This window comes from Streptomyces sp. NPDC031418 (assembly GCF_055581605.1).
On sequence record NZ_JBVIJC010000037.1, the window covers coordinates 43,728 to 64,945 of the forward strand.

Below are 21,218 nucleotides of genomic sequence, written 5' to 3' on the forward strand. Positions count from 1 at the left end.
AGATATTACTCAGCGTCAATGGTGGTCAATGCGCGGTCCGTTGTTCCGCTAGGCTGCCGCCTCTCAGCGCGACTATGAGGCGGACGGGGCGGGAGCCATGGAGCAGCAATCGAATCGCGAGGAATCCGAGACCGGTCAGGGGCATCGCTTCAAGTGGCGCAGAGGGCTGCTGGAAGGCGAGTACGAAGGGCCGGCGGCGGCCAGGGACAGCGGCTCGAAAACGATCATCTTTATCGTCGCGGGAATCGTCGTGGTCAGCGCGGTTTCCGCGTTGATCGTCCTCAAGCCGTTCCAGGGAGGCGCGCAGGACGCGAACGCGGGCACGGGCCCCACGCCGTCGAAGAGTGCGGTGGTGCACGGCGGCGACGCGGGGCAGAAGGGCGGGGCGTCGAGCCCGGTGCAGCCCGCTCAGGACCAGTCTTCCTCCGGCCGGCCCGAACCGTCGTCGAGCCCGTCCGCCAGCCCCGTCTACACCGTCGAGCGGACCGGTGCTCTCCGGCTGAACCGGCCCGAGACCCCGCTCTATGTGGACTTCGACGCGCGCAGCTGGGCGCGGGCGATCAGCGACGACGCATTCGGTGTGATGTCCGAGGGCGACAAAACCAAGTTCGATCTTTCCTATATGAACTCGGACGAGGGTGCTCTCAGCGTGATGAACGAGCGCCAGTTCGGGATTCTCAAACCCGGCGTCGACGCCACGGCGGATTCGTGTCTGGACGCGACGGGGTCTGCTCCCTGGACCAGCAGCCGTATGGATCATTACGGCAATGCGAAAGAGGAGGGACTCGTCGAGGGGGCCACGCTCTGCTCGGTGACCGAGGAAGGGCGCGTGGTCGCGGCCAAGGTCGTCAAGGTCTATACGCCGGACAACTACGCTCCCTATATCGATCTCTCGGTCAGGGTGTGGAAGCCGGCCGCGGTCTGAGGGGCGGGGCGGGTCCCTGTGCGGGTCGTGATTGGATCTTGGGGTTCGTATCAGGACCAGGAACGGGGACTCATGTTCAGGACGCTTCAGGGTGCCATCGTGGGCGTCGCGGCGGCGGCGCTGCTGACGGGCTGCGGCGGTGGCGGCGGCGGGAAGGGCACGGACCAGGGCAAGGGCGCGGACAGCGGCCACGGCAAGGTGGCCGTGTCGCAGTCCGCCACCCCGACGGCCGGTGCCGACGGTGCGGTGCACGAGGTGACGATGGAGGTGACCGGCACCGGCACCACCCAGGTCATGTACCACGCGGCGAGCAGCGGCTTCGAGAAGCACCAGCTGCCCTGGACCAAGACGGAGAAGGTCACGCTCACCGACGCGGAGCAGAAGGTCGGTTACCTGGTGTCGGTCGTGCCCGGCTCGGTCCAGGCCGCGGACGGCACCCTCACGATGGGTGGCTGCGTGATCAAGGTCGACGGCAAGCAGGTCGCCGACAACAACGGGGGCAAGGTGGCCAAGGGCTGCGAATACAAGATCAAGTAGGACTCCCGGGCTCCCGGGCTCCCCGGCTGCGGGTCGGGAACGGTACGTCCTTCCCCACGCCGTCAGGTGCGTCACCCCACGCCGGGGCGGCGGGCGGTGCAGCAGGCGGCCGGTCACGGCGGGGGTGACCAGGTGGTCCGGAACACCCTCCACCACCTGGAATCCCTACTCCTCGAACAGCGGCTCCTGCTCGCCCTCCGTCCGCGCCCGCACCCGCTGGTTGCGCAGGCCCACCACCACGGCCGTCGCCGCCGCGGTCACGCCGAGGGCCGCCGGGACCATCCAGCCCCGGTCGAAGACGTGGCCGAAGGCGTGGTCCAGGGAGAGGCGGCCGGGGCCGGTGATCGCGAGACCGGCCGCCGCGAGACCCACGGTCGCCGCGTGCTCGTAGCCACCCTCCTGGGCGAAGAAGCCGTTGGGCGCGTGCACCGCCCCCGCGCCGGTCATCGCGCCGGCCGCCGCCGCGCCCGCCGCCGGGGTCGCCAGGCCCAGGGCGAGCAGCGTGCCGCCGCCCGCCTCCGCGAGGCCCGCCGCCATGGCGCTCGCCTTGCCGGGTTTGTAGCCGACGGACTCCATGAACTGGCCGGTTCCCTCCAGGCCGTGCCCGCCGAACCACCCGAACAGCTTCTGCGCGCCGTGGGCGACCAGCACCCCGCCGGTCCCCAGCCGGAGCAGCAGCAGGCCCAGATCGCGTCGGTCGTAACAGGTCATGGCGGCTCCCGGGCAGACAAGGGGGACGGGGGGTTGTTGTCCTCCCACCGTCGCATCCGGGGCGCCGGGCGGCCCGTCCTGGAGGGCGTTCGGGTGGCGGGGCCCAGGGAGCGGTGTGAGCCTGACGCCATGACGATTCAGCCCTCCCGACTCAGCGACCCGGCCGTCCGCGCCTTCGTCACCGCCGTCAACTCCCATGACCGCGAGGCCTTCCTGGAGCTCCTCGCCCCGGACGCGACCATGTCCGACGACGGCACCGACCGCGACCTCGCCGAGTGGATCGACCAGGAGATCTTCTCCTCCCACGGCCACCTGGACGTCGAGAGGGAGTCCGACGGCGGCCGGACCCTGGTCGCGGGCTACCGCAACGACACCTGGGGCGAGATGCGCACCCGGTGGCACTTCACCGTCGACGGCGACGGATCGATCCTCCGGTTCGAGACCGGCCAGGCCTGAGCGAGCAGCTCCGAGCCGCCCGCGGATAAGAAGCCGCCCTCGGTAAGAGATGTACAAGGGCTCGGAAAGCCAGCCGCTCGTACGATTTTCATAAGGCGGCACATTCCGCTCCCTCCCGCCCCGGCGTACCGGAATCCCCAGCTCTGCGCGGTGTACGGTCCCGGAGTGCGCGAATGTTCCCGGCTCAGCCGGCGTGCCGTCCTCGGACTGACGGCCGCCGCCCTTCCCCTCTCCGCTGCCACCGAAGCCTCCGCCGCCACCAGGGTCGTCGGAGGTGAGCGGCTGGCCCGTCCCGGCGTCCAGGTGAACGGTGCCACCGGACTGCCCGCGAAACTCACCGCCCGCTCCTGGCTCGTCGCCGACCAGGAGACCGGTGAGGTGCTCGCCTCGTGCAACGCGCACCGGCGGCTCGCGCCCGCGTCCACGCTGAAGATGCTGTTCGCGGACACCGTGCTGAAGAAGTTCGACCGCACCGAGCGGTACACCGTCAAGGACAGCGACCTCGCGGACATCCCGGCCGGCTCCAGCCTGGTCGGCATCAAGCCCGGCATCACCTACACCGTCGAGCAGCTGTGGCAGGGGGTGTTCCTGCGCTCCGGCAACGACGCCGTGCATGTGCTCGCCCACATGAACGGCGGTGTGCCCCGGACGGTCGCCGAGATGCAGGCCAAGGCCGAGGACCTCCAGGCCCTGGACACCCATGTGGTCAGCCCCGACGGCTTCGACCACCCGGGCCAGCTGTCCTCCGCGTACGACCTCACCCTGTTCGCCCGGCACGGTCTGAAGGACGCCGACTTCCGGGGCTACTGCTCCACCCGCACCGCCGACTTCCCGGCGGGCGGCCGGAAGACCTTCCAGATCCAGAACACCGACCGCCTGCTGACCGGGGCGTGGGGCCTGAAGACGTACGACGGGCTCATCGGCGTGAAGAACGGCTACACCAGTCACGCGGGCAACACCTTCACCGGCGCCGCCACGCGCGGCGGGCGCACCCTGCTGGTGACCGTGATGCACCCCGCGACCGGCAGCAACGCCGTCTACGAGCAGACCGCCGCGCTGCTCGACTGGGGCTTCGCGCAGGGCAGTTCGGCGCGGGCCGTGGGCATGCTGGTCGATCCGCTGAGCGAGGGCGGCGCGGCCGCGGGCCCCGGTGGCGTCGCCCGCACGTCCTCCGGTGCGGCCGCCGGCGCTCAGGACCCGGCCGACGGCAAGGACTCGCCGTGGCATCTCGCCGAGGGTGCGGCGGGGACCTTGGCGCTGCTGGGGGGCGGCGTGTGGGCGCTGCGCAGGCGCGCGGTGCGCAGGGCGGAGGCCAGGGCACAGGCCCGAGCGCAGGCGCGGGCCGCGGTACGGCGGAGCCCGGTGGCCGGGGAGCGGGGAGCGGCGGGAGAGTTCGGCGAGGCGGGGGAGGCGGGGGAAGCGGGGGAGGCCGGAGGCAGGCATCGCCGCTGAGCGGCGCCATGTGTCCCCGCCGCGTGCTTGCGGCAGTGCCCCGCCGTGTGTCTGCGGCGGTGGCTCGCCGTATGTGTGCGGCAGCGCCCCGCCGTATGTGTGCGGCAGCCGTTCCACCCACCGGTGCGTGCCTCGCGTCGATCGCGAGGCCCACCCCCAACTCCGGCCGGTGGAACGGCTGCCGCGCCCCCCTCGGTATGGCTTGCGGAACTCCGGTGCCTCAAGTGTGAAGCTCTGGTGGAGGAGAGTTGAGCATACGCCCTCGATCGGCCGCAATAGTGCGGATTATCAAATTCCGCTTGTGTGCGGGCGGAAGGGCCCCTCAGCCCCGCCCGATGTACGGCATGGCCGTCGCCAGGACGGTCGCGAACTGCACGTTCGCCTCCAGCGGCAATTCGGCCATGTGCCGGACGGTACGCGCCACATCGGCCACATCCATCACCGGTTCCGGGGCTACCACCCCGTTCGCCTGGAGCGCCCCCGTCTGCATCCGGGCCGTCATGTCCGTCGCCGCGTTGCCGATGTCGATCTGCCCGACCGCGATCCCGTACGGCCGCCCGTCCAGCGACAGCGACTTGGTCAGCCCGGTCAGCGCGTGCTTGGTCGCGGTGTAGGCCACCGAGTGCGGGCGGGGCGTGTGCGCCGAGATGGAGCCGTTGTTGATGATCCGGCCGCCCTGCGGATCCTGCTCCTTCATCCGTCGGTACGCCGCCTGTGCGCACAGGAACGCCCCGTTGAGGTTGGTGTCCACCACGTGCCGCCAGGCGTCGTACGGCAGGTCCTCGACCGGCACCCCGCCGGGCCCGAACGTGCCCGCGTTGTTGAACAGCAGGTCCACCCGCCCGAACCGGTCCACCACCGCCGCGAACAGCGCCTCCACCTCCTCGGGCCGTGACACGTCGGTGCGCACGGCGAGCGCGGCACCCTCCGGCACCAGCGCCGCCGTCTCCTGAAGGGTCCCGGTGCGGCGGCCCGCCAGCGCCACCGACCAGCCGGCGCGCAGCAGCTCGACGGCGACGGCCCGCCCGATGCCGGAGCCCGCGCCGGTCACCACCGCGATCTTCGATTGCCTCTCAGTCATGGCTCCGCAGCCTAGGCGGCAGGTCCGTCATGCGGAATCCGCTGTCCGCCATACGGTTAGCCGCCCGCCATCGCCCCCACCGCCGCACTCGCTCATGTGTGCCTCGGCAGTCTGTGCGAGCTGAGAGCATGGGGGCCGGTCACCACCAGGGAGGGACAGATGTCCGAGCACGCGGCGGCACCGCCGCCGGAGACGGAACACGACACCACCACCCCCGCCTCCACCCCGCCGCCGGCCGCCGCGCGCCGCACCGGTCTGCTCGTCACCTTCGTGCTCGGCGGCCTCACCGCCACACCCCCGCTGGCCATGGACATGTATCTGCCGGCGCTGCCCGAGGTCACCCGGTCCCTGCACGCCCCCGCCGCCACCGTCCAGCTCACGCTCACCGCCTGCCTGCTGGGCATGGCCCTGGGACAGCTGGTCGTCGGCCCCATGAGCGACCGCTGGGGCCGCCGCCGCCCGCTCCTCACCGGCCTCGCCGTCTACCTCCTCGCCACCGCCCTGTGCGCCGTCGCCCCGAACGTCGAGACCCTGGTCGCCTTCCGGCTGGCCCAGGGCCTCGCGGGCGCCGCCGGGATCGTCATCGCCCGGGCCGTCGTACGCGACCTGTACGACGGTGTCGCCATGGCCCGCTTCTTCTCCACCCTGATGCTGATCTCCGGGACCGCCCCGATCGTGGCCCCGCTGGTCGGCGGACAGATCCTCCGGGTGACCGACTGGCGGGGCGTGTTCGTCGTCCTCACCGTGGTCGGCGCCGGACTCGCCGCACTGGTCTGGCTGCGGCTGCCCGAGACCCTGCCGCCCGCCGACCGGCACGACGGCGGGGTGCCCGAGGCCCTGCGCGCCATGCGCGGCCTCCTCACCGACCTGCCCTTCACCGGCTACATGCTGGCCGGCGGCTTCGCCTTCGCCGCGCTGTTCGCCTACATATCGGCGTCCCCGTTCGTGATCCAGGAGATCTACGGCGCCTCCCCGCAGACCTTCAGCCTGCTGTTCGGCCTCAACTCCGTCGGTCTCGTCGTCGCCGGGCAGATCAACGGCAAGGTGCTGGTGGGCCGGGTCCGCCTGGACAAGGTGCTCGCGACCGGACTGGCCGTGATCGTCCTCGCCGCCACCGCCCTGCTGCTGATGTCCACCGGCGTCCTCGGCACGCCCGGCCTGGCCCCGGTCGCCGCCGCCCTCTTCGTCCTCATGTCCGCGATGGGCATCACCCTGCCCAACACCCAGTCCCTCGCCCTGCTGCGCACCCGGCGCGCCGCCGGCTCCGCCTCCGCCCTGCTCGGCACCTCCTCCTTCCTGGTCGGCGCGGTCGCCTCCCCGCTGGTCGGGATCGCCGGGGAGCGCACCGCCGTCCCCATGGCCGTCGTACAACTGACGGCGGCACTGGCCGCCACGGTCTGCTTCATGGCAATGTGCCGTCCCTGGAAGACACCGACGACACAGGTGGGGCCGGAGGGAGACCGGAACTGAGCGCACCGCGACTGCGCGTCGACACCCCGGAGCGGGCCGGCCTCGACCCCACGCACCTGCGGCACATGACCGACGAGCTGCACGCCCTCACCGCCGGAGACCGCCCCTGGGCGGCCGGCGCCGTGCTGCTGGCCGGACGCGGCCCGGTGATCGCCGTGGCCGAGGCCGCCGGCTGGGCCGTCCGCTACGCCGGCTACGACGCGGCCGCCGACAACGCTGTCGAACTCCCGCCCGCCGCCCGGGTGCCGATGACCCTCGGCACCCCCTTCGACCTGGCCTCCCTCACCAAGCTCTGCACCGCCGTGGCCGCCGTCCAGCAGATCGAACGCGGCACCCTCGGCATCGACGCCCGGGTCGGCGCCTATCTGCCCGACTTCCGCGCGGCCGCCGAGCACGGCATCACCGTGCGGCAGCTGCTCACCCACACCTCCGGACTGCGCCCCGAACTCCCGCTGTACGACTGCCCGGACATCGCAGCCCGCCTCGACCTGCTGCGCGCCGAGGCCCCCACCGGGCCGCCCGGCACCCCGCTCTACTCCGACCTCAACATGCTGCTGCTCCAGTTCGTGCTGGAGCGGATCACCGGCCGCACCCTCGACCTCCTGGTCCGGGACGGCATCACCCGCCCGCTCGGCATGACCGCGACCCGCTTCGGGCCCTGCCCCGGCGCCGCGGCCACCGAGGACCAGCGGCGGCCCTGGGCCAAGGCCGACCGGGGCATGCTGCGGGGCGTGGTGCACGACGAGAACGCCTGGGCGCTGGGCGGGGTCGCCGGGCACGCCGGGCTCTTCTCCACCGCGGGCGACCTCGCGATCCTGTGCCGGACCCTGCTCGCGGGCGGCTCCTACGGCACCGCGCGCATCCTCGGCCCGGATTTCACCGAGCTGCTGCTCACCCCGCCCGGGCTGGGCTTCGCCGTGGACCAGCCCTGGTTCATGGGAGAGCTGGCGGGCCGGGGCGCGGCCGGCCACACCGGCTTCACCGGCACCTCGCTGGTCCTCGACCCGGCCACCGACACCTTCCTGGTCCTGCTGGCCAACACGGTCCACCCGAGGCGCCGCCCACCGGACAGCCGGCCCCGGGCGACCCTGGGCACGCTGCTGGCCCGGGCGGTGATCTGACCGGGCGGCGGGCGGGGGCGGCTGCGTCCCGGCCATACAATCACCGGGTGAACGACACCCTCCGCAGCGCACTGGCGGAGCTGCTCGCCGAGCTGCCCCCCACCCAGGCCGCCGGAGCCGTGGAACGACTGATCGCCCACTACCGCGGCGACACCCCCACCCACGCCCCGATCCTGCGTGACCGCGCCGACGTCGCCGCCTACGCGGCCTACCGCATGCCGGCCACCTTCGAGGCGGCCCGCTCGGCCCTCGCCGCCCTCGCCGACGCCGTGCCCGGCTGGACCCCGGCCGGCCATGTCGACGTGGGCGGCGGCACCGGCGCCGCCACCTGGGCCGTCGCGGACACCTGGCCCGGCGGGCGCAGCATCACCGTGCTGGACTGGGCCGAGCCCGCCCTCGCCCTCGGCCGGGAGCTGGCCGCCGCCAACCCCGCCCTGGCCGGCGCCCGCTGGCAGCGCGCCCGGATCGGCTCGGCGCTCACCCTCGACAGCACCGACCTCGTCACCGTCTCGTACGTCCTCAACGAACTCGCCGAGGCCGACCGGGCCGCCCTGGTGGACGCCGCCGCGGCCGCCGCCCGGGCCGTGGTGATCGTGGAGGCCGGCACCCCCGCCGGATACGCCCGGGTCATCGAGGCCCGCGACCGGCTCGTCCGCGCCGGATTCCACATCGCCGCGCCCTGCCCGCACAGCGCCGCCTGCCCGATCGTGTCCGGCCAGGACTGGTGCCACTTCTCCGCCCGGGTCGGCCGCTCCTCGCTGCACCGCCAGGTCAAGGGCGGCTCCCTCGGCCACGAGGACGAGAAGTTCTCCTACGTCGCCGCGACCCGGCTGCCCGTCACCCCGGCCCCCGCCCGGATCGTCCGGCGCCCGCAGATCCGCAAGGGCCAGGTGCTGCTCGACCTGTGCGAGGCGGACGAGCGGCTGAGCCGTACCACGGTCACCAAGCGCCACGGCGATCTGTACAAGGCGGCCCGGGACGCCGACTGGGGCGACGCCTGGCCGCCCGAGGACGCCGAAGCGTAGCTTGTTAGCTTCGAGCCATGGAGAGGAAGCCCGCCCCCGACACCAGCCGCCGCAGCGAGAAGTCCCGGCGGGCGATCCACGCCGCCGCCCTCGCCCTGGTCGGCGAGATCGGCTACCCGAGGACCACGGTCGAGGGCATCGCCGCGCGCGCCGGCGTCGGCAAGCAGACCATCTACCGCTGGTGGTCGTCCAAGGCGGACGTGCTGCTGGAGGCGTTCCTCGCCCTCGGCGAGCAGACCGCCCGGGAGGCGGGGCAGCAGCCGTACGCCATCCCGGACACCGGTGATCTCGCCGCCGACCTCAAGGCGGTGCTCCGGGCCACCGTGGACACGCTCCGCGACCCGCGCTTCGAGGCACCGGCGCGGGCGCTGGCCGCCGAGGGCCTGCTGGACGATCAGGTCGGCCGCACCTATGTGACCCGGCTCCTGGAACCCCAGCTCCAGCTGTACGTCGACCGGCTCCGCTCGGCGCAGCGCAGCGGGGCGGTGCGGGCCGGCATCGACCCGCGGATCGCCCTGGAACTCTTCGTCTCGCCGCTCGCCCAGCGCTGGCTCCAGCGCACCGGGCCGATCTCGTACGACTACACGGACACCCTCGTCGACTACGCCCTGCACGGCATCGCGGACCCCCGAAGCGCGTGAAGATGGGACGATAAGGCATGCTGTCCGCACGCCGGCGAGGCGACCACTCACCTGGCGACCACCAAACCGAGGGGATAGATGAGCGCGACGTTCGGCGGCCGGTCCGGTCGGCAGGGCAAACTCTCCCAGTGGCTGCTCGGACGCCGTGCGAAGGAGACCGCCGACCCCGGCGGCCGTGAGGACCTGCTGGTGGCCGCCGCCGCGGCGGGCCTGCCGCTCGCGCCCGCCGCCCACCCCGCCCCCGGCTACCGGTGCTCCTGCGACCGCGTGGGCTGTCCCACCCCGGCCCGGCACCCGGTGTCGTTCGCCTGGCAGACCCAGTCCACGACCGACCGCGCCCAGATCGAGCGCTGGGCCCGGCACCAGCCGCAGGCCAACTTCATCACCGCCACCGGCATGGTGCACGACGTGCTGGACGTGCCCCTGGAGGCCGGGCGCGAGGCCCTCGGCCGGCTGCTCGCCGCGGGCGTCGAGGTCGGCCCGGTCGCCGAGAGCGACGACGGCCGCATGCTGTTCTTCACGCTGACTCGGGGCACCCCGGAGGACGAGGACGAGTGGTGGCCCTGTGAGCTGGACTGCCACCCCGAGACCATGGACGAGCACCCCGGCCTGCGCTGGCACTGCCGGGGCTCCTACGTCCTGGTGCCGCCCGCCCGGCTGCCCGGCGACGACGACCAGCAGGTGCGCTGGACCCGCGGACCGGAGCATCCGCTGCCGGACCCGCTGACCCTGCTGGAGGTCCTCACCGACGTCTGCGCCCGGTACGCGGACACCGCCGCCCCCTGGCCGCTGCGGCACTGACCGCGCCGGGGGCGCTACTCGCCCTTGGCCGCCGTGAGCCCCTGGAGCCGCCCGAGCATCCGCACCTGCCCGCCGCCCGCCGGGTCCACGGCGACATCGCCGGCGACGGACTCCAGCGTCAGCGACTGCTTGATCTCGCCCTGGGTCAGGGCTTGCACGTCCTTCGTCTGGGCCGGTACCGAGGTGCCCTGGGCGGCCGTCTGCTTCTCGAAGTGGTGCGTGCTGAAGAAGACCAGCGCGCCGCCGTCCGCGGTGCGCAGCGCGAGCGGCGCGTAGGCGCCGTGGTCGAGCGGCTGGTCGAGGTACTGCCGGACCAGCCCCGGCCGCTTGGCCTGGTGGGTGCGGCCGGCGCGCAGCCCGCTGGTGAAGGGGCCCTCGGCGAAGCCGCTGCCACCGTTCTTCAGATAGCCCGTGTAGGCCTTGCTCAGCTCGGCGGGCTTCATCGCCAGTCCGGCGGCGTCGGCCGGTACCGCCTCGGCGAAGCCGTCGTCACCGGTCGTGAAGGCGGGTACGGCACCGGGCCGCACCAGCGTCAGATACGACACCCGCCAGCGCTCGCCGAGGTCGCCCCGGGTGAAGACGAGCAGCCAGCGGTAGCCGGTGGCGATGTTGCCCTTGGCGTCGGCGACGAACCAGCGCGGCCAGCCCGCCTTCTTCGGGATCGTGATCTTCACGTCCGTCAGCTTCAGCGGCACGTGACCGGAGTTGCCCGACGGGCTGTTGGTGTGCCCGGCCTTCAGTCGCGCGGCGTCGACGTCACCGAACGGGCCGGTGACATAGGGGGCGTCCAGGGAACTGTCGTAGGCCTTGTCGGCCTTGTTGTACGCGTCCGTGAAGGCGGTGAGCGCCCTGGTGGTCTCGGCGCGTGTCGCGGCCGGGAGGACCGTGCGCTCGCCGTGCACCACCATGCATCCGCTCGCGGTCAGCGACAAAGCGGTCAGCGAGGCCGCTATGAGTGCGTTCCGGTCACGCCGACGCCGTCGACGGCTGCGTTCCCTGGTCATCGGGCTCCTTCACCTTCCCCTTTCCGGAGGCGAACCCTACCGGGGAGAGGAACAGCCCGAGTACCGGGACCACGTACAGCGCCCACACCGTGATCTGGACGACCGTCGGGTCGGGCTGGAAGTTGAACACGCCCTTGAGCAGCGTGCCGTACCAGCTGTCCGGCGGGATGGTGCCGCTGATGTCGAAGGCGAGCCGGTTGATGCCCGGGATCCAGCCGGCCTCCTGGAGGTCGTGGACGCCGTACGCCAGCACGCCCGCCGCGACCACGACCAGCATGCCGCCGGTCCAGGTGAAGAACCGGGCCAGGTTGATCCGCAGGGCGCCGCGGTAGAACAGCCAGCCGAGCAGCACGGCGGTGGCCAGGCCGAGCGCCACGCCGGCCAGCGGGCGCGGGGTGCCGTCGCTCGCCGCGTGCACCGACGCCCACACGAACAGCGCGGTCTCCAGGCCCTCCCGGCCGACCGCGAGGAAGGCGGTGGCGACCAGGGCGCCGGTGCCCAGCGCGAGGGCCGCGTCCAGCTTGCCGTGCAGCTCCGACTTCAGGTGCCGGGCGGTGCGCCGCATCCAGAACACCATCCAGGTGACCAGGCCGACGGCGACGATCGACAGCGAGCCGCCGAGCGCCTCCTGGGCCTGGAAGGTCAGCTCCTGCGAGCCGTACTCCAGGGCGCAGCCGAAGCCCATGGCGATGGCGATCGCGATGGCGATGCCGGTCCAGATCGGCTTCACGGCGTCCCGGCGGCCGGTCTTGACCAGGTAGGCGATCAGGATGCAGACGACGAGCGACGCCTCCAGGCCCTCCCGCAGTCCGATCAGGTAGTTGGAGAACACTGCTACGCCTCCTTCGAGAAGAGGGTGCGGCCCCACCAGTCGTGGGCGTCCCGGACACCGGGCGGCACCGCGAAGACGGCCGAACCCACGTGCTGCGTGTACTCGTTGAGCGCGTCGTGCGCGGACAGCTTGCGCTGGAGCGGGATGAACCCGTGGCGCACGTCCCGCTGGTAGGCCAGGAAGAACAGGCCCGCGTCGAGCCGGCCGAGCCCGTCGGTGCCGTCGGTGAAGGAGTAGCCGCGGCGCAGGATGGTGATGCCGCCGTTGGCGTCCGGGTGCGCGAGCCGCACGTGCGCGGTGGGCTTCATCGCCTTCAGGAACGGCTCGTCGTGCTCCTTGGCCTTGCCGACCGGGGCGCCCTCGCGCTTGTCCCGACCGAACACGTCCTCCTGCTCCTGCAAGGGGGTGCGGTCCCAGGTCTCGATGTTCATGCGGATGCGCCGGGCGACGAGGTACGACCCACCGGTCATCCAGGCCGGGCCGTCGCCCTCGCCCACCCAGACGTGCTTCTTCAGCCGGTCCGTCTCGGTGCCCGCGATGTTGCGTGTGCCGTCCTTGAAGCCGAAGAGGTTGCGTGGGGTCTGCGCGTCCGGGGTGGTGGAGGAGGTCTTGCCGAAGCCCAGCTGGGACCAGCGGACGGCGACCTTGCCGAAGCCGATCCGGGCCAGGTTGCGGATGGCGTGCACGGCGACCTGCGGATCGTCCGCGCAGGCCTGCACGCACAGGTCGCCGCCGGTGCGGGCCTTCTCCAGGTTGTCCCCGGGGAACCGCGGCAGGTCGACCAGGGCGGCCGGCCGCCGGTCGTGCAGGCCGAACTTCTCGAACAGGGACGGCCCGAAGCCGAGGGTGAGGGTCAGCCGGGACGGCTTCAGCCCCATCGCCTCGCCGGTGTCGTCCGGCGGCGCCTCGGCGAGCCCGTCGAAGGCGCCCTCGCCGACCGGCTTGCCGGCCGTCATCCGCCGGGCCGCCTCGGTCCAGTCCTTCAGCAGCTGCACGAACTCGGCGCGGTCGTCGGTCTTCACATCGAACGCGGCGAAGTGCAGCCGGTCCTGCACCGGTGTGGCGATACCGGCCTGGTGGGCGCCGTGGAACGGCACCGCGCCGCCCGCGTCGGCGGCGGCCGGGGCCATGTCGTCGCCCGCCCTGGCCATCGCCACCGCGCCGCCGGCCGCCGCGGCACCGAGCGCGAGCCCGGCCCCGCCCCAGCCGATCAGCGCCCGACGCGAGGGGGAGGGCGCCTGGTTCTGCTCGGTCATGGTCACTTCACCACCGCGGCGGCAAGCTTGGACAGCGGCTCGGCGAGCGCGTTCACCGCGTCCGACAGCTCCTTGCGCTGGTCCTCGGTCACCTTGTCGTAGGAGACGAAGTCGTAGGACTTCTTGTCGGTGCGGTACTTGTCCAGCAGCGTGTTCAGCGCCGGGAACTGCTTGTCCAGCTCCTTGGCCAGCGCCGGGTCGTTCTTCGCGGCGACCGGCTTCAGCAGCTCGTACGCCTTCTGCGCGCCCTCGACGTTGGCCTTGAAGTCGACCAGGTCGGTGTGCGCGTAGCGGTCCTCCTCACCGGTGACCTTGCCGGTGGCGACCTCGTCCAGCAGTTCCTTGGCGCCGTTGGCCATGGAGGTGGGGGTGATCTGGGCGGTGCCGACCCGGTCCCGCCAGTCCTTCAGGTCCGTCACCAGCCGGGCGGCGAGGGCCTTCTCCTCGGCACCGATCTTCCGGTCCTGCCAGAGGGCCTTCTCCAGCCGGTGCCAGCCGGTCCACTTCTGGCCCTTCTCCAGTCCGTCGGCGCGGGTGTCGGTCAGGGGGTCGATGTCGCCGAAGGACTCGGCGATCGGCTCGGTGCGCTCCCAGCCGAGGCGCGAGGGCGCGTAGGCCTTCTTCGCGGCGTCGAGGTCGCCGTCCCGGACGGCCTTGGCGAAGGTCTCGGCGAGCGGCACGGTGGCGTCGGCCTGGTCCTGCGCGTACTGCCGGTACGCGGCGACCGCCTGGTCCAGCCGCGGGTCCCGCTGCGCGGCCCGGGCGCCGCCGGTGACGGTGAGCTTCTGCCGGACGCCGCGGCCCTTCATGCCGGGGCGGCAGGCGATCTCGTACGAACCGGCCTTCACCTCGGCGGTCAGCGTGTACTTGGTGCCGGGGCCGATGTTCTCCTTCTCGGAGACGATCCGGTCGTCCGGGAGCAGGATCTCGACCTCGGTGGCCTGGGAGCCCTTGTTCTCTATCTTCAGCGTGACCTGGCCCGCGGGCACGGAGTGGGCCGAGGTGTCGCAGGTGGCGTCGGCGGCGGTGACCCGGATGGCGTCGCCGTCCTTGGCGTCGCTCTTCGCCGTGCAGGCTGTGAGGGCGGTCAGAGCGGCAGCGCCGGCGGCGGCGATGACGGTCAGTCGGGCGGCTCGCATGCAGGCTCCAGGCAAGTAAGGTTGGTGAGGCTTGCCTAATTTAACTGAGCCTTACCTGAGTCTTACCCAATCCTGCGGTGATTCATCTCTCACCGAGCAGTGTGGAAGGCTGGCGGGCATGCAGAACGCGCGCCGGGAGTTCCTCGGGGAGCACCGCCTGGTCCTGGACATCGGAAACCGGCCGGGCCCGCCCCCGCTGCGCTTCGAGACCGCCGACGACGGCAGACTGCTGCTCCGTCAGTCCGGGCGCCCCCTGCTGCTCGGCCGCTCGGTGGCCGGCCCGAGCTGCTGCCGCGATCTGCATCTGCACCGGCTCGACGGCTACCGCTCGCCGCTGCCGCCGCCCACCGCGGCACTCCAGCGCTCCCCGGTCAACTGGCCGCACGCCTACGCCCGGCTGCTGGAACACGCGGACGGCACCCCGCTGGCCGACGGCCGCTGGGAACTGGCCCTGCGCACCGGCTTCCCGCCCGGCATCTGGGACGCCGACCTCGTCCGCGAGTGGCCCGGCGGCAGCCTCGGGCTGTACTGCGGCGGCGGCTGGCACGGCGTCCTGCCGCTGCGCCCGCTGTCGCCGCCCGACTCCGGCCGGGTCAAGGCGTACCGCAAGCAGGTCCGCGAGGGAACCGCCGCGCCGGTCCTGCTGTGGTGGGTGACCTTCCTCGACGGCTGGCTGCTGCTCGACGGGCACGACCGGGCGGTGGCCGCGCTGGCCGAGGGGCGGATCCCCGAGTCCGTGGTGCTCACCCGGGTGCCCGACGCCGACAGGCAGCAGGAGGGCGCCGACGAGATCGCCCGGGCCTACGAGTACCACCTGGAGCGGCTCGCCGCCCTCCCGCCCGGCCCCGGCACCGAGCGCCAACGGGTCACCATCGAGCGGGGCTACGGCGACGCCCTCGCCGAGCTGCCGTACGCCGTGGTGGGCACCGGCATCCACCTGCTGCCCGGCGGCGCCCCCGCCTGGGACGCGCTCGCCCGGGCCGCGATGTTTCAATGCCCGCGTGACTGATTACGACGTACTCCGCGTCTTCTGCGCACCGAACGGCGGTTACGGCAACGAACTCGGCGTCGTCCGCGAGGGCTCGCTGCTGCCCGAGCGGAGCGACCGGCAGGCCCTCGCGGCCAAACTCGGGTTCAGCGAGACCGTGTTCGTGGACGACCCCGAGCGCGGCGTGATCGACATCTACACCCCCGGTGTGCGGCTGCCCTTCGCCGGTTACCCCTGCGTCGGCGCCGCCTGGCTGCTCGACGTGCCCGAACTGGTCACCCCGGCCGGGGTGGTCGGCGCCCGGCTGGACGGCGAGTTCAGCTGGATCGAGGCCCGCGCGGAGTGGGTGCCGCCGCGCACCCTGCGCCAGTACGCCACCGCCGCCGAGGTGGACGCCCTCCAGGTGCCGCCGCCGGGGGAGCGAAGCGAGATGGGGGTCCCCCCGGACGAAGTCTGGGGGAGGATCTATGCGTGGGCCTGGGAGGACGAGGCGGCCGGCCGGGTCCGCGCCCGGGGCTTCCCCGGCCGCGGCGACGGCATCGAGGAGGACGAGGCGACGGGCGCGGCGGCCCTCCTGCTCACCGACCGGCTGGGCCGCGCCCTCAACATCACCCAGGGCAAGGGCTCCCAGCTCCTCACCGCACCCCAGCCGCACGGCTGGGTGGAGATCGGCGGCCGGGTCGTCCTCGAACGCTAGGCAACGCTCAGGCGGTCAGAACGCCAGGCGACCCTCAGGCGCTCAGCCGGAACTCCTCGCCCAGGGCCCGGAACACCTCGGTGTTCAAGGTGAACGCCCGCCTGCACTCGCCGGCGATCCGCTGCCGCTCCAGCTCGTCCGCCGGTATCGCGTCCAGGAGTTCGCGGTACGACCGCTTGAAGGCGGCCGGGCTGGACAGGCCCTCGAAGACATAGAAGCGGACGCCGTCGCCCTTCCTCGCGAAGCCCCACGTCCGCTCCGCCCGGTCCCGGATGACCTGGCCGCCGGACAGATCGCCGAGGTAGCGGGTGTAGTGGTGGGCGACATAGCCGCCGGGCCAGTGCTCGGCGCACTCCCGGACCCGGTCCGCGTACGCCCGGGTCGCGGGCAGCGCGCTCAGCCCCGCCCGCCAGCCGGGCCCCCGCAGATGCGCCAGGTCCCGCTCCAGCGCGGCCAGCCGGAACAGCTCGGGGCGTATGAAGGGGCCGGCCAGCGGGTCCCCGGCCAGGGCGGCGGCCGTACGCTCCAGCGCCTCGTACACGAACCAGAGCTGTTCGGTGTAGCGCGCGTACGCGGACACGCCGAGCCGGCCGCCGAGCAGGTCGGTCATGAACGTCGAGGTCTCCGCCGCCGCGTGCTGTTCGCGGGTCGCGGTGCGGATGAGGGTCGAGAACGGCTCCATGGGGTTCTCCTCAGCTGTCCGACCTGCTGTCGGTAATTTTACCGACGCGCTGTCGGAAAAACATCGGAGCGCCGTTCACCGGTACGAAAAAGCCCGCCCCCGGAACGAGGGCGGGCAGCGGCAGGGGGGCCGGTGTCACGGCAGGGTGAGGATCTCCGCGCCGGTCTCCGTCACCACCAGCGTGTGCTCGAACTGCGCGGTCCGCTTGCGGTCCTTGGTGACGACCGTCCAGCCGTCGTCCCACATGTCGTACTCGTGCGTCCCCAGCGTCAGCATCGGCTCGATGGTGAACGTCATCCCGGGCTGCATCACCGTGGTCGCGTGCGGGCTGTCGTAGTGCGGGATGATCAGCCCGGAGTGGAACGACGAGTTGATCCCGTGCCCGGTGAAGTCCCGCACCACGCCGTACCCGAACCGCTTGGCGTACGACTCGATCACCCGGCCGATGACATTGATCTGCCGGCCCGGCTTGACCGCCTTGATCGCGCGGTCGAGGGCCTCGCGGGTCCGCTCCACCAGCAGCCGCGACTCCTCGTCCACCTCCCCGACCAGGTAGGTGGCGTTGTTGTCGCCGTGCACCCCGCCGATGTACGCCGTCACGTCCAGGTTGACGATGTCACCGTCGCGCAGCACCGTCGAGTCCGGGATGCCGTGGCAGATGACCTCGTTGACCGAGGTGCACAGCGACTTCGGGAAGCCGCGGTAGCCGAGCGTCGACGGGTAGGCGCCGTGGTCGCACATGTACGCGTGCGCGACCTTGTCCAGCTGGTCCGTGGTGACGCCCGGCGCGATGATCTTCGCGGCCTCCTCCATCGCCTGCGCGGCGATACGGCCGGCGATCCGCATCGCCTCGATGGTCTCCGGGGTCTGCACCTCCGGACCGGTGTAGGGCGTCGGCGCGGGCTTGCCGACGTACTCGGGACGGCGGATGTTTCCGGGTACCGAACGGGTGGGAGACAGCTCCCCTGGGACGAGCAGCGACTGGCCAGACATGCAAGCGAGTCTATCCACGCACATGGGGCACCATGTCGATGGCGAAAGGAGCCGTTCATGGCGCTGTTCAAGAAGCGCACGGCCGGTAAGCCGGGCGAGTGGTACTACTGCCTGGAGCACAAGACGGTCGAGGAGGGCCCGGACTGCCCGGGCAAGGACCGCTTCGGACCGTACGCCTCCCGTCAGGAGGCCGAGGCCGCGATGGAGACCGCCCGCGAGCGCAACCTCCAGTGGGAGAACGACCCGCGCTGGCACGACACCCCGCCCGGTGACGGCTCCAAGGAGGACTGACCGGCCGACGTCACCAGGGGGCCGGCGGCGGTGCCGTCAGAGCCTCCGCCAGCCGTGCCAACCGGTCCCGCAGCCCCCGCCGGACCCTCGGAGAGACCCCGCCGTTCTCCCCGGCCGCCGCGCTGACCAGGTGCTGGACCGTGTCCAGGTCCAGCTCCGCGCCGTCCGGCACCGCCAGCGTCTCGTGGGCCATCGCCGCCAGCTCGCCCCCGCCCGCGCCCAGCGCCAGCACCCTGACCCCGGCCCGCCGGGCGTCGTGCACCCGCTCCAGCAGCGGCGCGGGCTCCTCGGGCGCCACGACCAGCAGGGTCTCACCGCGCCGCGCCGCCTCGATACGGCCAGGGCCGACCGCCAGATGTGCGGGGTCACTGGGGCGCGCACCGTGCCGTACCAGCGTCGGCGCCAGCTCCGGCGTGCCCGACCAGGCCGCCTCGTCCACCAGATGCGCCGCCAGATGCCACGGCTCGTACGCGGGCGTGCCCACCAGCAGCAGCCCGCCCCCGTGCGCCACCACCGACTCCCGCAGCACCCCGCCGAACCTCCGGGTGGCCCCCAGCCACTCGGTCCCGGCGAGCACTTCCCGCAGCAGCGCGACCCGTACGGCGTCCATGTGCCGGATCCTGCCGCAACCACGCCCCCGCGGCGGGGCGTTCACCCCGGATTCCCCCGACCCGGGGACACCGGCGAGCGAGCCCGCCGCCCGGACGTAGAGTCGGCCCATGACCTCTACGACCTCCAGCGACAGCGCACAGACCCCCGCGAAGGCCCCCGCCAAGGACCCCTGGGACCTGCCCGACGTCTCCGGGTACGTCGTCGGCGTGCTCGGCGGTACCGGACCCCAGGGCAAGGGCCTCGCCTACCGGCTCGCCCAGGCCGGCCAGAAGGTGATCATCGGCTCCCGCGCCGCCGAGCGTGCCGCGGCCGCCGCCGGGGAACTCGGCCACGGCATCGAGGGCGCCGACAACGCCGAGACCGCGCGCCGCAGCGACATCGTGATCGTCGCCGTGCCGTGGGACGGGCACGGCGCCACCCTGGAGTCGCTGCGCGAGGAGCTGGCCGGCAAGCTCGTCGTGGACTGCGTCAACCCGCTCGGCTTCGACAAGAAGGGCGCCTACGCCCTCAAGCTCAAGGAGGGCAGCGCCGCCGAGCAGGCCGCCGCCCTGCTGCCGGACTCCCGGGTCACCGCCGCCTTCCACCACCTGTCGGCCGTCCTGCTCCAGGACCCGGAGATCGAGCGGATCGACACCGATGTGATGGTGCTGGGCGAGGAGCGGGCCGACGTCGAGATCGTCCAGGCCCTCGCCGGGCGCATCCCCGGCATGCGCGGCGTCTTCGCCGGCCGGCTGCGCAACGCCCACCAGGTCGAGTCGCTGGTCGCCAACCTGATCTCCGTCAACCGCCGCTACAAGGCACACGCCGGGCTCCGCGTCACGGACGTATGACCCATGGGGGACACTGGTCGGCGAAGAAGTACCGAGCAGTGTCCCCGACAGGAGCCGTCCGTCATGCCCCGCATCGCCCTCTACACCCTTGCCGTCTGCGTCCTCGCCGTGGCCGCGGCCGTCGTCTCCTTCGTCCAGGGCAGCTGGCTGGGGATCGTCTGGGTGCTGCTGGCGGGCCTGTCGTCCAACATGACCTGGTACTACGTGAAGCGCGCCCGCATCGCCGCCGGGCGTGACGGCTCGGTCACGGGCTGACCGTGCACGCCTCGGGGGTGCCCTTCCAGAACTGGTAGAGCGCGTGACCGCAGGCCTGCGAGAAGTCGTCCACGCCCAGCGCGCGCAGCACCGCGTCGATCGCGTCGAAGAACACGCTGTTGACCGACGGCACCCACAGCAGCGCGAACACGAACAGCAGACCGAACGGCGCGAACGGCTCCACCTGCCGCTTCACGTCGTACGACAGCCACGGCTCGAGCACGCCGTAGCCGTCCAGGCCCGGCACCGGCAGGAAGTTCAGGATCGCCGCGGTCACCTGGAGCAGCGCCAGGAACGCCAGGCCGTACCGGAAGTCCGGCGGCACGCCGTCCAGTGCGTGCAGCCAGAAGGGCGCCGTGCACACCGCCGCGAACAGCACGTTCGTCAGCGGGCCGGCCGCCGAGATCAGGCTGTGCCGCCAGCGGCCCCGGATGCGGTGGCGCTCGATGAACACCGCGCCGCCCGGCAGACCGATCCCGCCCATGATCACGAACAGCACCGGCAGCACGATGCTCAGCAGGGCGTGCGTGTACTTCAGCGGATTCAGCGTGAGATACCCCTTGGCGCCGACCGTGATGTCCCCGCTGTGCAGGGCGGTGCGCGCGTGCGCGTACTCGTGCAGACACAGGGAGACGATCCAGGCCGCCGTCACGAACAGGAACACCGCGAGCCCCGGCTGCGCCGCGAAACCGGTCCAGGTGGCCCAGCCGGTCACCGCCGTGACGGCCAGGATCCCGACGAACACGGGGCTGACCCGGCGGTCGCCGTGCCGGGTGGTGGCGGTGGTCATGTGCGGCTCCTGCGGTGGCCGGGGACGGTCGCGGAGTGCGACCGTACCGGCCGCGCGACTCGAGGGGGAAACGTCTCGCGATCGCGGTCCGGTTCCTGGAAGCTGGGGGAATGGCGCGGATGAGGGTCTTCTACGAGGACTGGCAGATGGAGTGCTGCGGCACGCCGTTCGCGGTGGGCGACGAGGTGGCCTGGCGGCTGGTCCGCTACGACGGCCGGGCCCGCCGGCGCGGCGAGGGCCACGGCGCCGAGGCCTGGGTGGAGAACCACGGCGGCCCCGACCGGGCGACCACCGGCCGGGTCGCCGCGATCGAGCTGGTGTGCAGGGAGTACCTGGTCCGCACCGACCCGCGCGTGCGGGAACTCATGGCGCGGCCCCCCGCACCCACCGGCCCGGAGCCCGCCGGACTGGTCCTCCTGCCCGCCGCCCACCGCGCGGAACCGCTGCCCGGCACCCTGACCCGGGAACCCGCCGACGCCAGTCCCGGCCGGTTCGAGGAGGAACCGCCGGCCGGGGGCGAGGGGCCGTACCGGGTCCGCCGCGTCGAGGGCCTCCTGGTCACGCTCGACGTCACCGGCTTCCGGGACCTGCCCCGGGCGGCACCCGCGGACCACGCCGACGACCTCTGA

Annotated in this window: 25 protein-coding genes; 15 read left to right on the forward strand and 10 right to left on the reverse strand. The window is 72.6% G+C overall.

The window, feature by feature from the left end; translation table 11 throughout:
* Positions 1 to 97 precede the first annotated feature (97 nt).
* Both ACZ5CZ_RS37105 and ACZ5CZ_RS37110 read left to right on the forward strand, forming a co-directional pair.
* Entirely contained in the window at positions 98 to 925 is an 828-nt protein-coding gene (locus tag ACZ5CZ_RS37105; RefSeq protein ID WP_468949176.1) for a hypothetical protein, read from the forward strand.
* Between the two features lie 72 nt (positions 926 to 997).
* Positions 998 to 1,462, forward strand: coding sequence for a hypothetical protein (locus ACZ5CZ_RS37110; RefSeq protein WP_468949177.1), 465 nt, complete (start codon positions 998 to 1,000; stop codon positions 1,460 to 1,462).
* A gap of 165 nt (positions 1,463 to 1,627) precedes the next feature.
* On the opposite strand, the gene ACZ5CZ_RS37115 is transcribed toward ACZ5CZ_RS37110, so the two are convergent.
* Entirely contained in the window at positions 1,628 to 2,173 is a 546-nt protein-coding gene (locus ACZ5CZ_RS37115) for a DoxX family protein (RefSeq protein WP_385845174.1), read from the reverse strand.
* A gap of 129 nt (positions 2,174 to 2,302) precedes the next feature.
* Between ACZ5CZ_RS37115 and ACZ5CZ_RS37120 the strand changes: the two genes are divergently transcribed.
* Together ACZ5CZ_RS37120 and ACZ5CZ_RS37125 are read left to right on the forward strand one after the other, a co-directional pair.
* Positions 2,303 to 2,629 (forward strand): nuclear transport factor 2 family protein, encoded by a 327-nt coding sequence (locus ACZ5CZ_RS37120; RefSeq protein ID WP_385845173.1) that lies wholly within the window; start codon positions 2,303 to 2,305, stop codon positions 2,627 to 2,629.
* Between the two features lie 165 nt (positions 2,630 to 2,794).
* The gene (locus ACZ5CZ_RS37125) at positions 2,795 to 4,081 is read left to right on the forward strand and encodes a D-alanyl-D-alanine carboxypeptidase family protein (RefSeq protein WP_468949180.1); all 1,287 of its coding nucleotides are present in this window, start codon (positions 2,795 to 2,797) and stop codon (positions 4,079 to 4,081) included.
* Between the two features lie 322 nt (positions 4,082 to 4,403).
* Here the strand turns inward: ACZ5CZ_RS37125 and ACZ5CZ_RS37130 are convergent, their stop codons facing one another.
* Positions 4,404 to 5,162: an SDR family oxidoreductase gene (locus ACZ5CZ_RS37130; protein WP_385845171.1), complete on the reverse strand. Its 759-nt coding sequence runs from the start codon at positions 5,160 to 5,162 to the stop codon at positions 4,404 to 4,406.
* A 159-nt stretch (positions 5,163 to 5,321) separates the two neighbouring features.
* Here ACZ5CZ_RS37130 and ACZ5CZ_RS37135 point away from each other — a divergent pair, with 159 nt between their 5' ends.
* From ACZ5CZ_RS37135 to ACZ5CZ_RS37155, 5 genes are all read left to right on the forward strand, one after another.
* On the forward strand, positions 5,322 to 6,632 hold the full coding sequence (locus tag ACZ5CZ_RS37135) for a multidrug effflux MFS transporter (RefSeq protein WP_468949182.1): 1,311 nt from the start codon (positions 5,322 to 5,324) through the stop codon (positions 6,630 to 6,632).
* Positions 6,575 to 7,753 (forward strand): serine hydrolase domain-containing protein, encoded by a 1,179-nt coding sequence (locus ACZ5CZ_RS37140; protein WP_468949184.1) that lies wholly within the window; start codon positions 6,575 to 6,577, stop codon positions 7,751 to 7,753. Before ACZ5CZ_RS37135 ends, ACZ5CZ_RS37140 begins: the two co-directional genes overlap by 58 nt.
* Before the next feature lie 47 nt (positions 7,754 to 7,800).
* On the forward strand, positions 7,801 to 8,778 hold the full coding sequence (locus tag ACZ5CZ_RS37145) for a small ribosomal subunit Rsm22 family protein (protein ID WP_468949186.1): 978 nt from the start codon (positions 7,801 to 7,803) through the stop codon (positions 8,776 to 8,778).
* Between the two features lie 17 nt (positions 8,779 to 8,795).
* Positions 8,796 to 9,419, forward strand: a complete 624-nt coding sequence (locus ACZ5CZ_RS37150; RefSeq protein ID WP_468949188.1) for a TetR/AcrR family transcriptional regulator — start codon at positions 8,796 to 8,798, stop codon at positions 9,417 to 9,419.
* A 78-nt stretch (positions 9,420 to 9,497) separates the two neighbouring features.
* Positions 9,498 to 10,220 (forward strand): bifunctional DNA primase/polymerase, encoded by a 723-nt coding sequence (locus ACZ5CZ_RS37155; RefSeq protein ID WP_467542880.1) that lies wholly within the window; start codon positions 9,498 to 9,500, stop codon positions 10,218 to 10,220.
* Positions 10,221 to 10,234: 14 nt separating this feature from the next.
* Here ACZ5CZ_RS37155 and ACZ5CZ_RS37160 read toward each other — a convergent pair whose 3' ends face one another.
* Genes ACZ5CZ_RS37160 through efeO form a run of 4 tightly spaced genes read right to left on the reverse strand, consistent with a single transcriptional unit; the run spans position 10,235 to position 14,451 of the window.
* A complete protein-coding gene (locus tag ACZ5CZ_RS37160; RefSeq protein WP_450785327.1) occupies positions 10,235 to 11,224 on the reverse strand; it encodes an SCO2278 family lipoprotein in 990 nt (329 codons plus the stop codon).
* Positions 11,187 to 12,056: an iron uptake transporter permease EfeU gene (efeU, locus tag ACZ5CZ_RS37165; RefSeq protein ID WP_468949191.1), complete on the reverse strand. Its 870-nt coding sequence runs from the start codon at positions 12,054 to 12,056 to the stop codon at positions 11,187 to 11,189. The genes ACZ5CZ_RS37160 and efeU overlap by 38 nt, the downstream gene beginning before the upstream one ends.
* 2 nt (positions 12,057 to 12,058) lie before the next feature.
* Positions 12,059 to 13,312 (reverse strand): iron uptake transporter deferrochelatase/peroxidase subunit, encoded by a 1,254-nt coding sequence (gene efeB / locus ACZ5CZ_RS37170; RefSeq protein WP_385845163.1) that lies wholly within the window; start codon positions 13,310 to 13,312, stop codon positions 12,059 to 12,061.
* Between the two features lie 2 nt (positions 13,313 to 13,314).
* Positions 13,315 to 14,451, reverse strand: coding sequence for an iron uptake system protein EfeO (gene efeO / locus ACZ5CZ_RS37175; protein WP_468949193.1), 1,137 nt, complete (start codon positions 14,449 to 14,451; stop codon positions 13,315 to 13,317).
* A 118-nt stretch (positions 14,452 to 14,569) separates the two neighbouring features.
* Between efeO and ACZ5CZ_RS37180 the strand changes: the two genes are divergently transcribed.
* Together ACZ5CZ_RS37180 and ACZ5CZ_RS37185 are read left to right on the forward strand one after the other, a co-directional pair.
* Positions 14,570 to 15,460: a hypothetical protein gene (locus ACZ5CZ_RS37180; RefSeq protein ID WP_468949195.1), complete on the forward strand. Its 891-nt coding sequence runs from the start codon at positions 14,570 to 14,572 to the stop codon at positions 15,458 to 15,460.
* Positions 15,453 to 16,136, forward strand: coding sequence for a PhzF family phenazine biosynthesis protein (locus tag ACZ5CZ_RS37185; RefSeq protein ID WP_468949197.1), 684 nt, complete (start codon positions 15,453 to 15,455; stop codon positions 16,134 to 16,136). Before ACZ5CZ_RS37180 ends, ACZ5CZ_RS37185 begins: the two co-directional genes overlap by 8 nt.
* Before the next feature lie 34 nt (positions 16,137 to 16,170).
* Here the strand turns inward: ACZ5CZ_RS37185 and ACZ5CZ_RS37190 are convergent, their stop codons facing one another.
* Positions 16,171 to 16,818: a biliverdin-producing heme oxygenase gene (locus ACZ5CZ_RS37190; RefSeq protein ID WP_468949199.1), complete on the reverse strand. Its 648-nt coding sequence runs from the start codon at positions 16,816 to 16,818 to the stop codon at positions 16,171 to 16,173.
* Positions 16,819 to 16,953: 135 nt separating this feature from the next.
* Positions 16,954 to 17,811, reverse strand: a complete 858-nt coding sequence (gene map / locus ACZ5CZ_RS37195) for a type I methionyl aminopeptidase (protein WP_385845158.1) — start codon at positions 17,809 to 17,811, stop codon at positions 16,954 to 16,956.
* Between the two features lie 57 nt (positions 17,812 to 17,868).
* Between map and ACZ5CZ_RS37200 the strand changes: the two genes are divergently transcribed.
* Complete coding sequence (locus tag ACZ5CZ_RS37200; RefSeq protein WP_468949201.1) at positions 17,869 to 18,102, forward strand: hypothetical protein; 234 nt, start codon at positions 17,869 to 17,871, stop codon at positions 18,100 to 18,102.
* Between the two features lie 10 nt (positions 18,103 to 18,112).
* Here ACZ5CZ_RS37200 and ACZ5CZ_RS37205 read toward each other — a convergent pair whose 3' ends face one another.
* Entirely contained in the window at positions 18,113 to 18,712 is a 600-nt protein-coding gene (locus ACZ5CZ_RS37205) for a hypothetical protein (RefSeq protein WP_385845156.1), read from the reverse strand.
* A gap of 109 nt (positions 18,713 to 18,821) precedes the next feature.
* Between ACZ5CZ_RS37205 and npdG the strand changes: the two genes are divergently transcribed.
* Positions 18,822 to 19,544, forward strand: coding sequence for an NADPH-dependent F420 reductase (gene npdG / locus ACZ5CZ_RS37210; RefSeq protein ID WP_468949203.1), 723 nt, complete (start codon positions 18,822 to 18,824; stop codon positions 19,542 to 19,544).
* 3 nt (positions 19,545 to 19,547) lie between these two features.
* Complete coding sequence (locus tag ACZ5CZ_RS37215) at positions 19,548 to 19,799, forward strand: hypothetical protein (protein WP_385845154.1); 252 nt, start codon at positions 19,548 to 19,550, stop codon at positions 19,797 to 19,799.
* Here the strand turns inward: ACZ5CZ_RS37215 and ACZ5CZ_RS37220 are convergent.
* On the reverse strand, positions 19,789 to 20,589 hold the full coding sequence (locus ACZ5CZ_RS37220; RefSeq protein WP_385845153.1) for a site-2 protease family protein: 801 nt from the start codon (positions 20,587 to 20,589) through the stop codon (positions 19,789 to 19,791). The genes ACZ5CZ_RS37215 and ACZ5CZ_RS37220 overlap by 11 nt on opposite strands.
* A gap of 110 nt (positions 20,590 to 20,699) precedes the next feature.
* Here ACZ5CZ_RS37220 and ACZ5CZ_RS37225 point away from each other — a divergent pair, with 110 nt between their 5' ends.
* Positions 20,700 to 21,218, forward strand: coding sequence for a DUF6578 domain-containing protein (locus ACZ5CZ_RS37225; protein WP_468949206.1), 519 nt, complete (start codon positions 20,700 to 20,702; stop codon positions 21,216 to 21,218).

What these genes read in the sequence shown, in the direction of transcription:
- ACZ5CZ_RS37225 (WP_468949206.1), top strand. Translation starts at nt 20,700, where the DNA reads ATGGCGCGGATGAGGGTCTTCTACGAGGACTGGCAGATGGAGTGCTGC.
- ACZ5CZ_RS37120 (WP_385845173.1), top strand. Translation starts at nt 2,303, where the DNA reads ATGACGATTCAGCCCTCCCGACTCAGCGACCCGGCCGTCCGCGCCTTC.
- ACZ5CZ_RS37150 (WP_468949188.1), top strand. Translation starts at nt 8,796, where the DNA reads ATGGAGAGGAAGCCCGCCCCCGACACCAGCCGCCGCAGCGAGAAGTCC.
- ACZ5CZ_RS37180 (WP_468949195.1), top strand. Translation starts at nt 14,570, where the DNA reads ATGCAGAACGCGCGCCGGGAGTTCCTCGGGGAGCACCGCCTGGTCCTG.
- ACZ5CZ_RS37115 (WP_385845174.1), bottom strand. Translation starts at nt 2,173, where the DNA reads ATGACCTGTTACGACCGACGCGATCTGGGCCTGCTGCTGCTCCGGCTG.
- ACZ5CZ_RS37110 (WP_468949177.1), top strand. Translation starts at nt 998, where the DNA reads ATGTTCAGGACGCTTCAGGGTGCCATCGTGGGCGTCGCGGCGGCGGCG.
- ACZ5CZ_RS37105 (WP_468949176.1), top strand. Translation starts at nt 98, where the DNA reads ATGGAGCAGCAATCGAATCGCGAGGAATCCGAGACCGGTCAGGGGCAT.
- map (WP_385845158.1), bottom strand. Translation starts at nt 17,811, where the DNA reads ATGTCTGGCCAGTCGCTGCTCGTCCCAGGGGAGCTGTCTCCCACCCGT.
- ACZ5CZ_RS37190 (WP_468949199.1), bottom strand. Translation starts at nt 16,818, where the DNA reads ATGGAGCCGTTCTCGACCCTCATCCGCACCGCGACCCGCGAACAGCAC.
- npdG (WP_468949203.1), top strand. Translation starts at nt 18,822, where the DNA reads ATGACCTCTACGACCTCCAGCGACAGCGCACAGACCCCCGCGAAGGCC.
- ACZ5CZ_RS37200 (WP_468949201.1), top strand. Translation starts at nt 17,869, where the DNA reads ATGGCGCTGTTCAAGAAGCGCACGGCCGGTAAGCCGGGCGAGTGGTAC.
- ACZ5CZ_RS37220 (WP_385845153.1), bottom strand. Translation starts at nt 20,589, where the DNA reads ATGACCACCGCCACCACCCGGCACGGCGACCGCCGGGTCAGCCCCGTG.
- ACZ5CZ_RS37215 (WP_385845154.1), top strand. Translation starts at nt 19,548, where the DNA reads ATGGGGGACACTGGTCGGCGAAGAAGTACCGAGCAGTGTCCCCGACAG.
- efeO (WP_468949193.1), bottom strand. Translation starts at nt 14,451, where the DNA reads ATGCGAGCCGCCCGACTGACCGTCATCGCCGCCGCCGGCGCTGCCGCT.
- ACZ5CZ_RS37135 (WP_468949182.1), top strand. Translation starts at nt 5,322, where the DNA reads ATGTCCGAGCACGCGGCGGCACCGCCGCCGGAGACGGAACACGACACC.
- efeB (WP_385845163.1), bottom strand. Translation starts at nt 13,312, where the DNA reads ATGACCGAGCAGAACCAGGCGCCCTCCCCCTCGCGTCGGGCGCTGATC.
- ACZ5CZ_RS37205 (WP_385845156.1), bottom strand. Translation starts at nt 18,712, where the DNA reads ATGGACGCCGTACGGGTCGCGCTGCTGCGGGAAGTGCTCGCCGGGACC.
- ACZ5CZ_RS37155 (WP_467542880.1), top strand. Translation starts at nt 9,498, where the DNA reads ATGAGCGCGACGTTCGGCGGCCGGTCCGGTCGGCAGGGCAAACTCTCC.
- ACZ5CZ_RS37130 (WP_385845171.1), bottom strand. Translation starts at nt 5,162, where the DNA reads ATGACTGAGAGGCAATCGAAGATCGCGGTGGTGACCGGCGCGGGCTCC.
- ACZ5CZ_RS37160 (WP_450785327.1), bottom strand. Translation starts at nt 11,224, where the DNA reads ATGACCAGGGAACGCAGCCGTCGACGGCGTCGGCGTGACCGGAACGCA.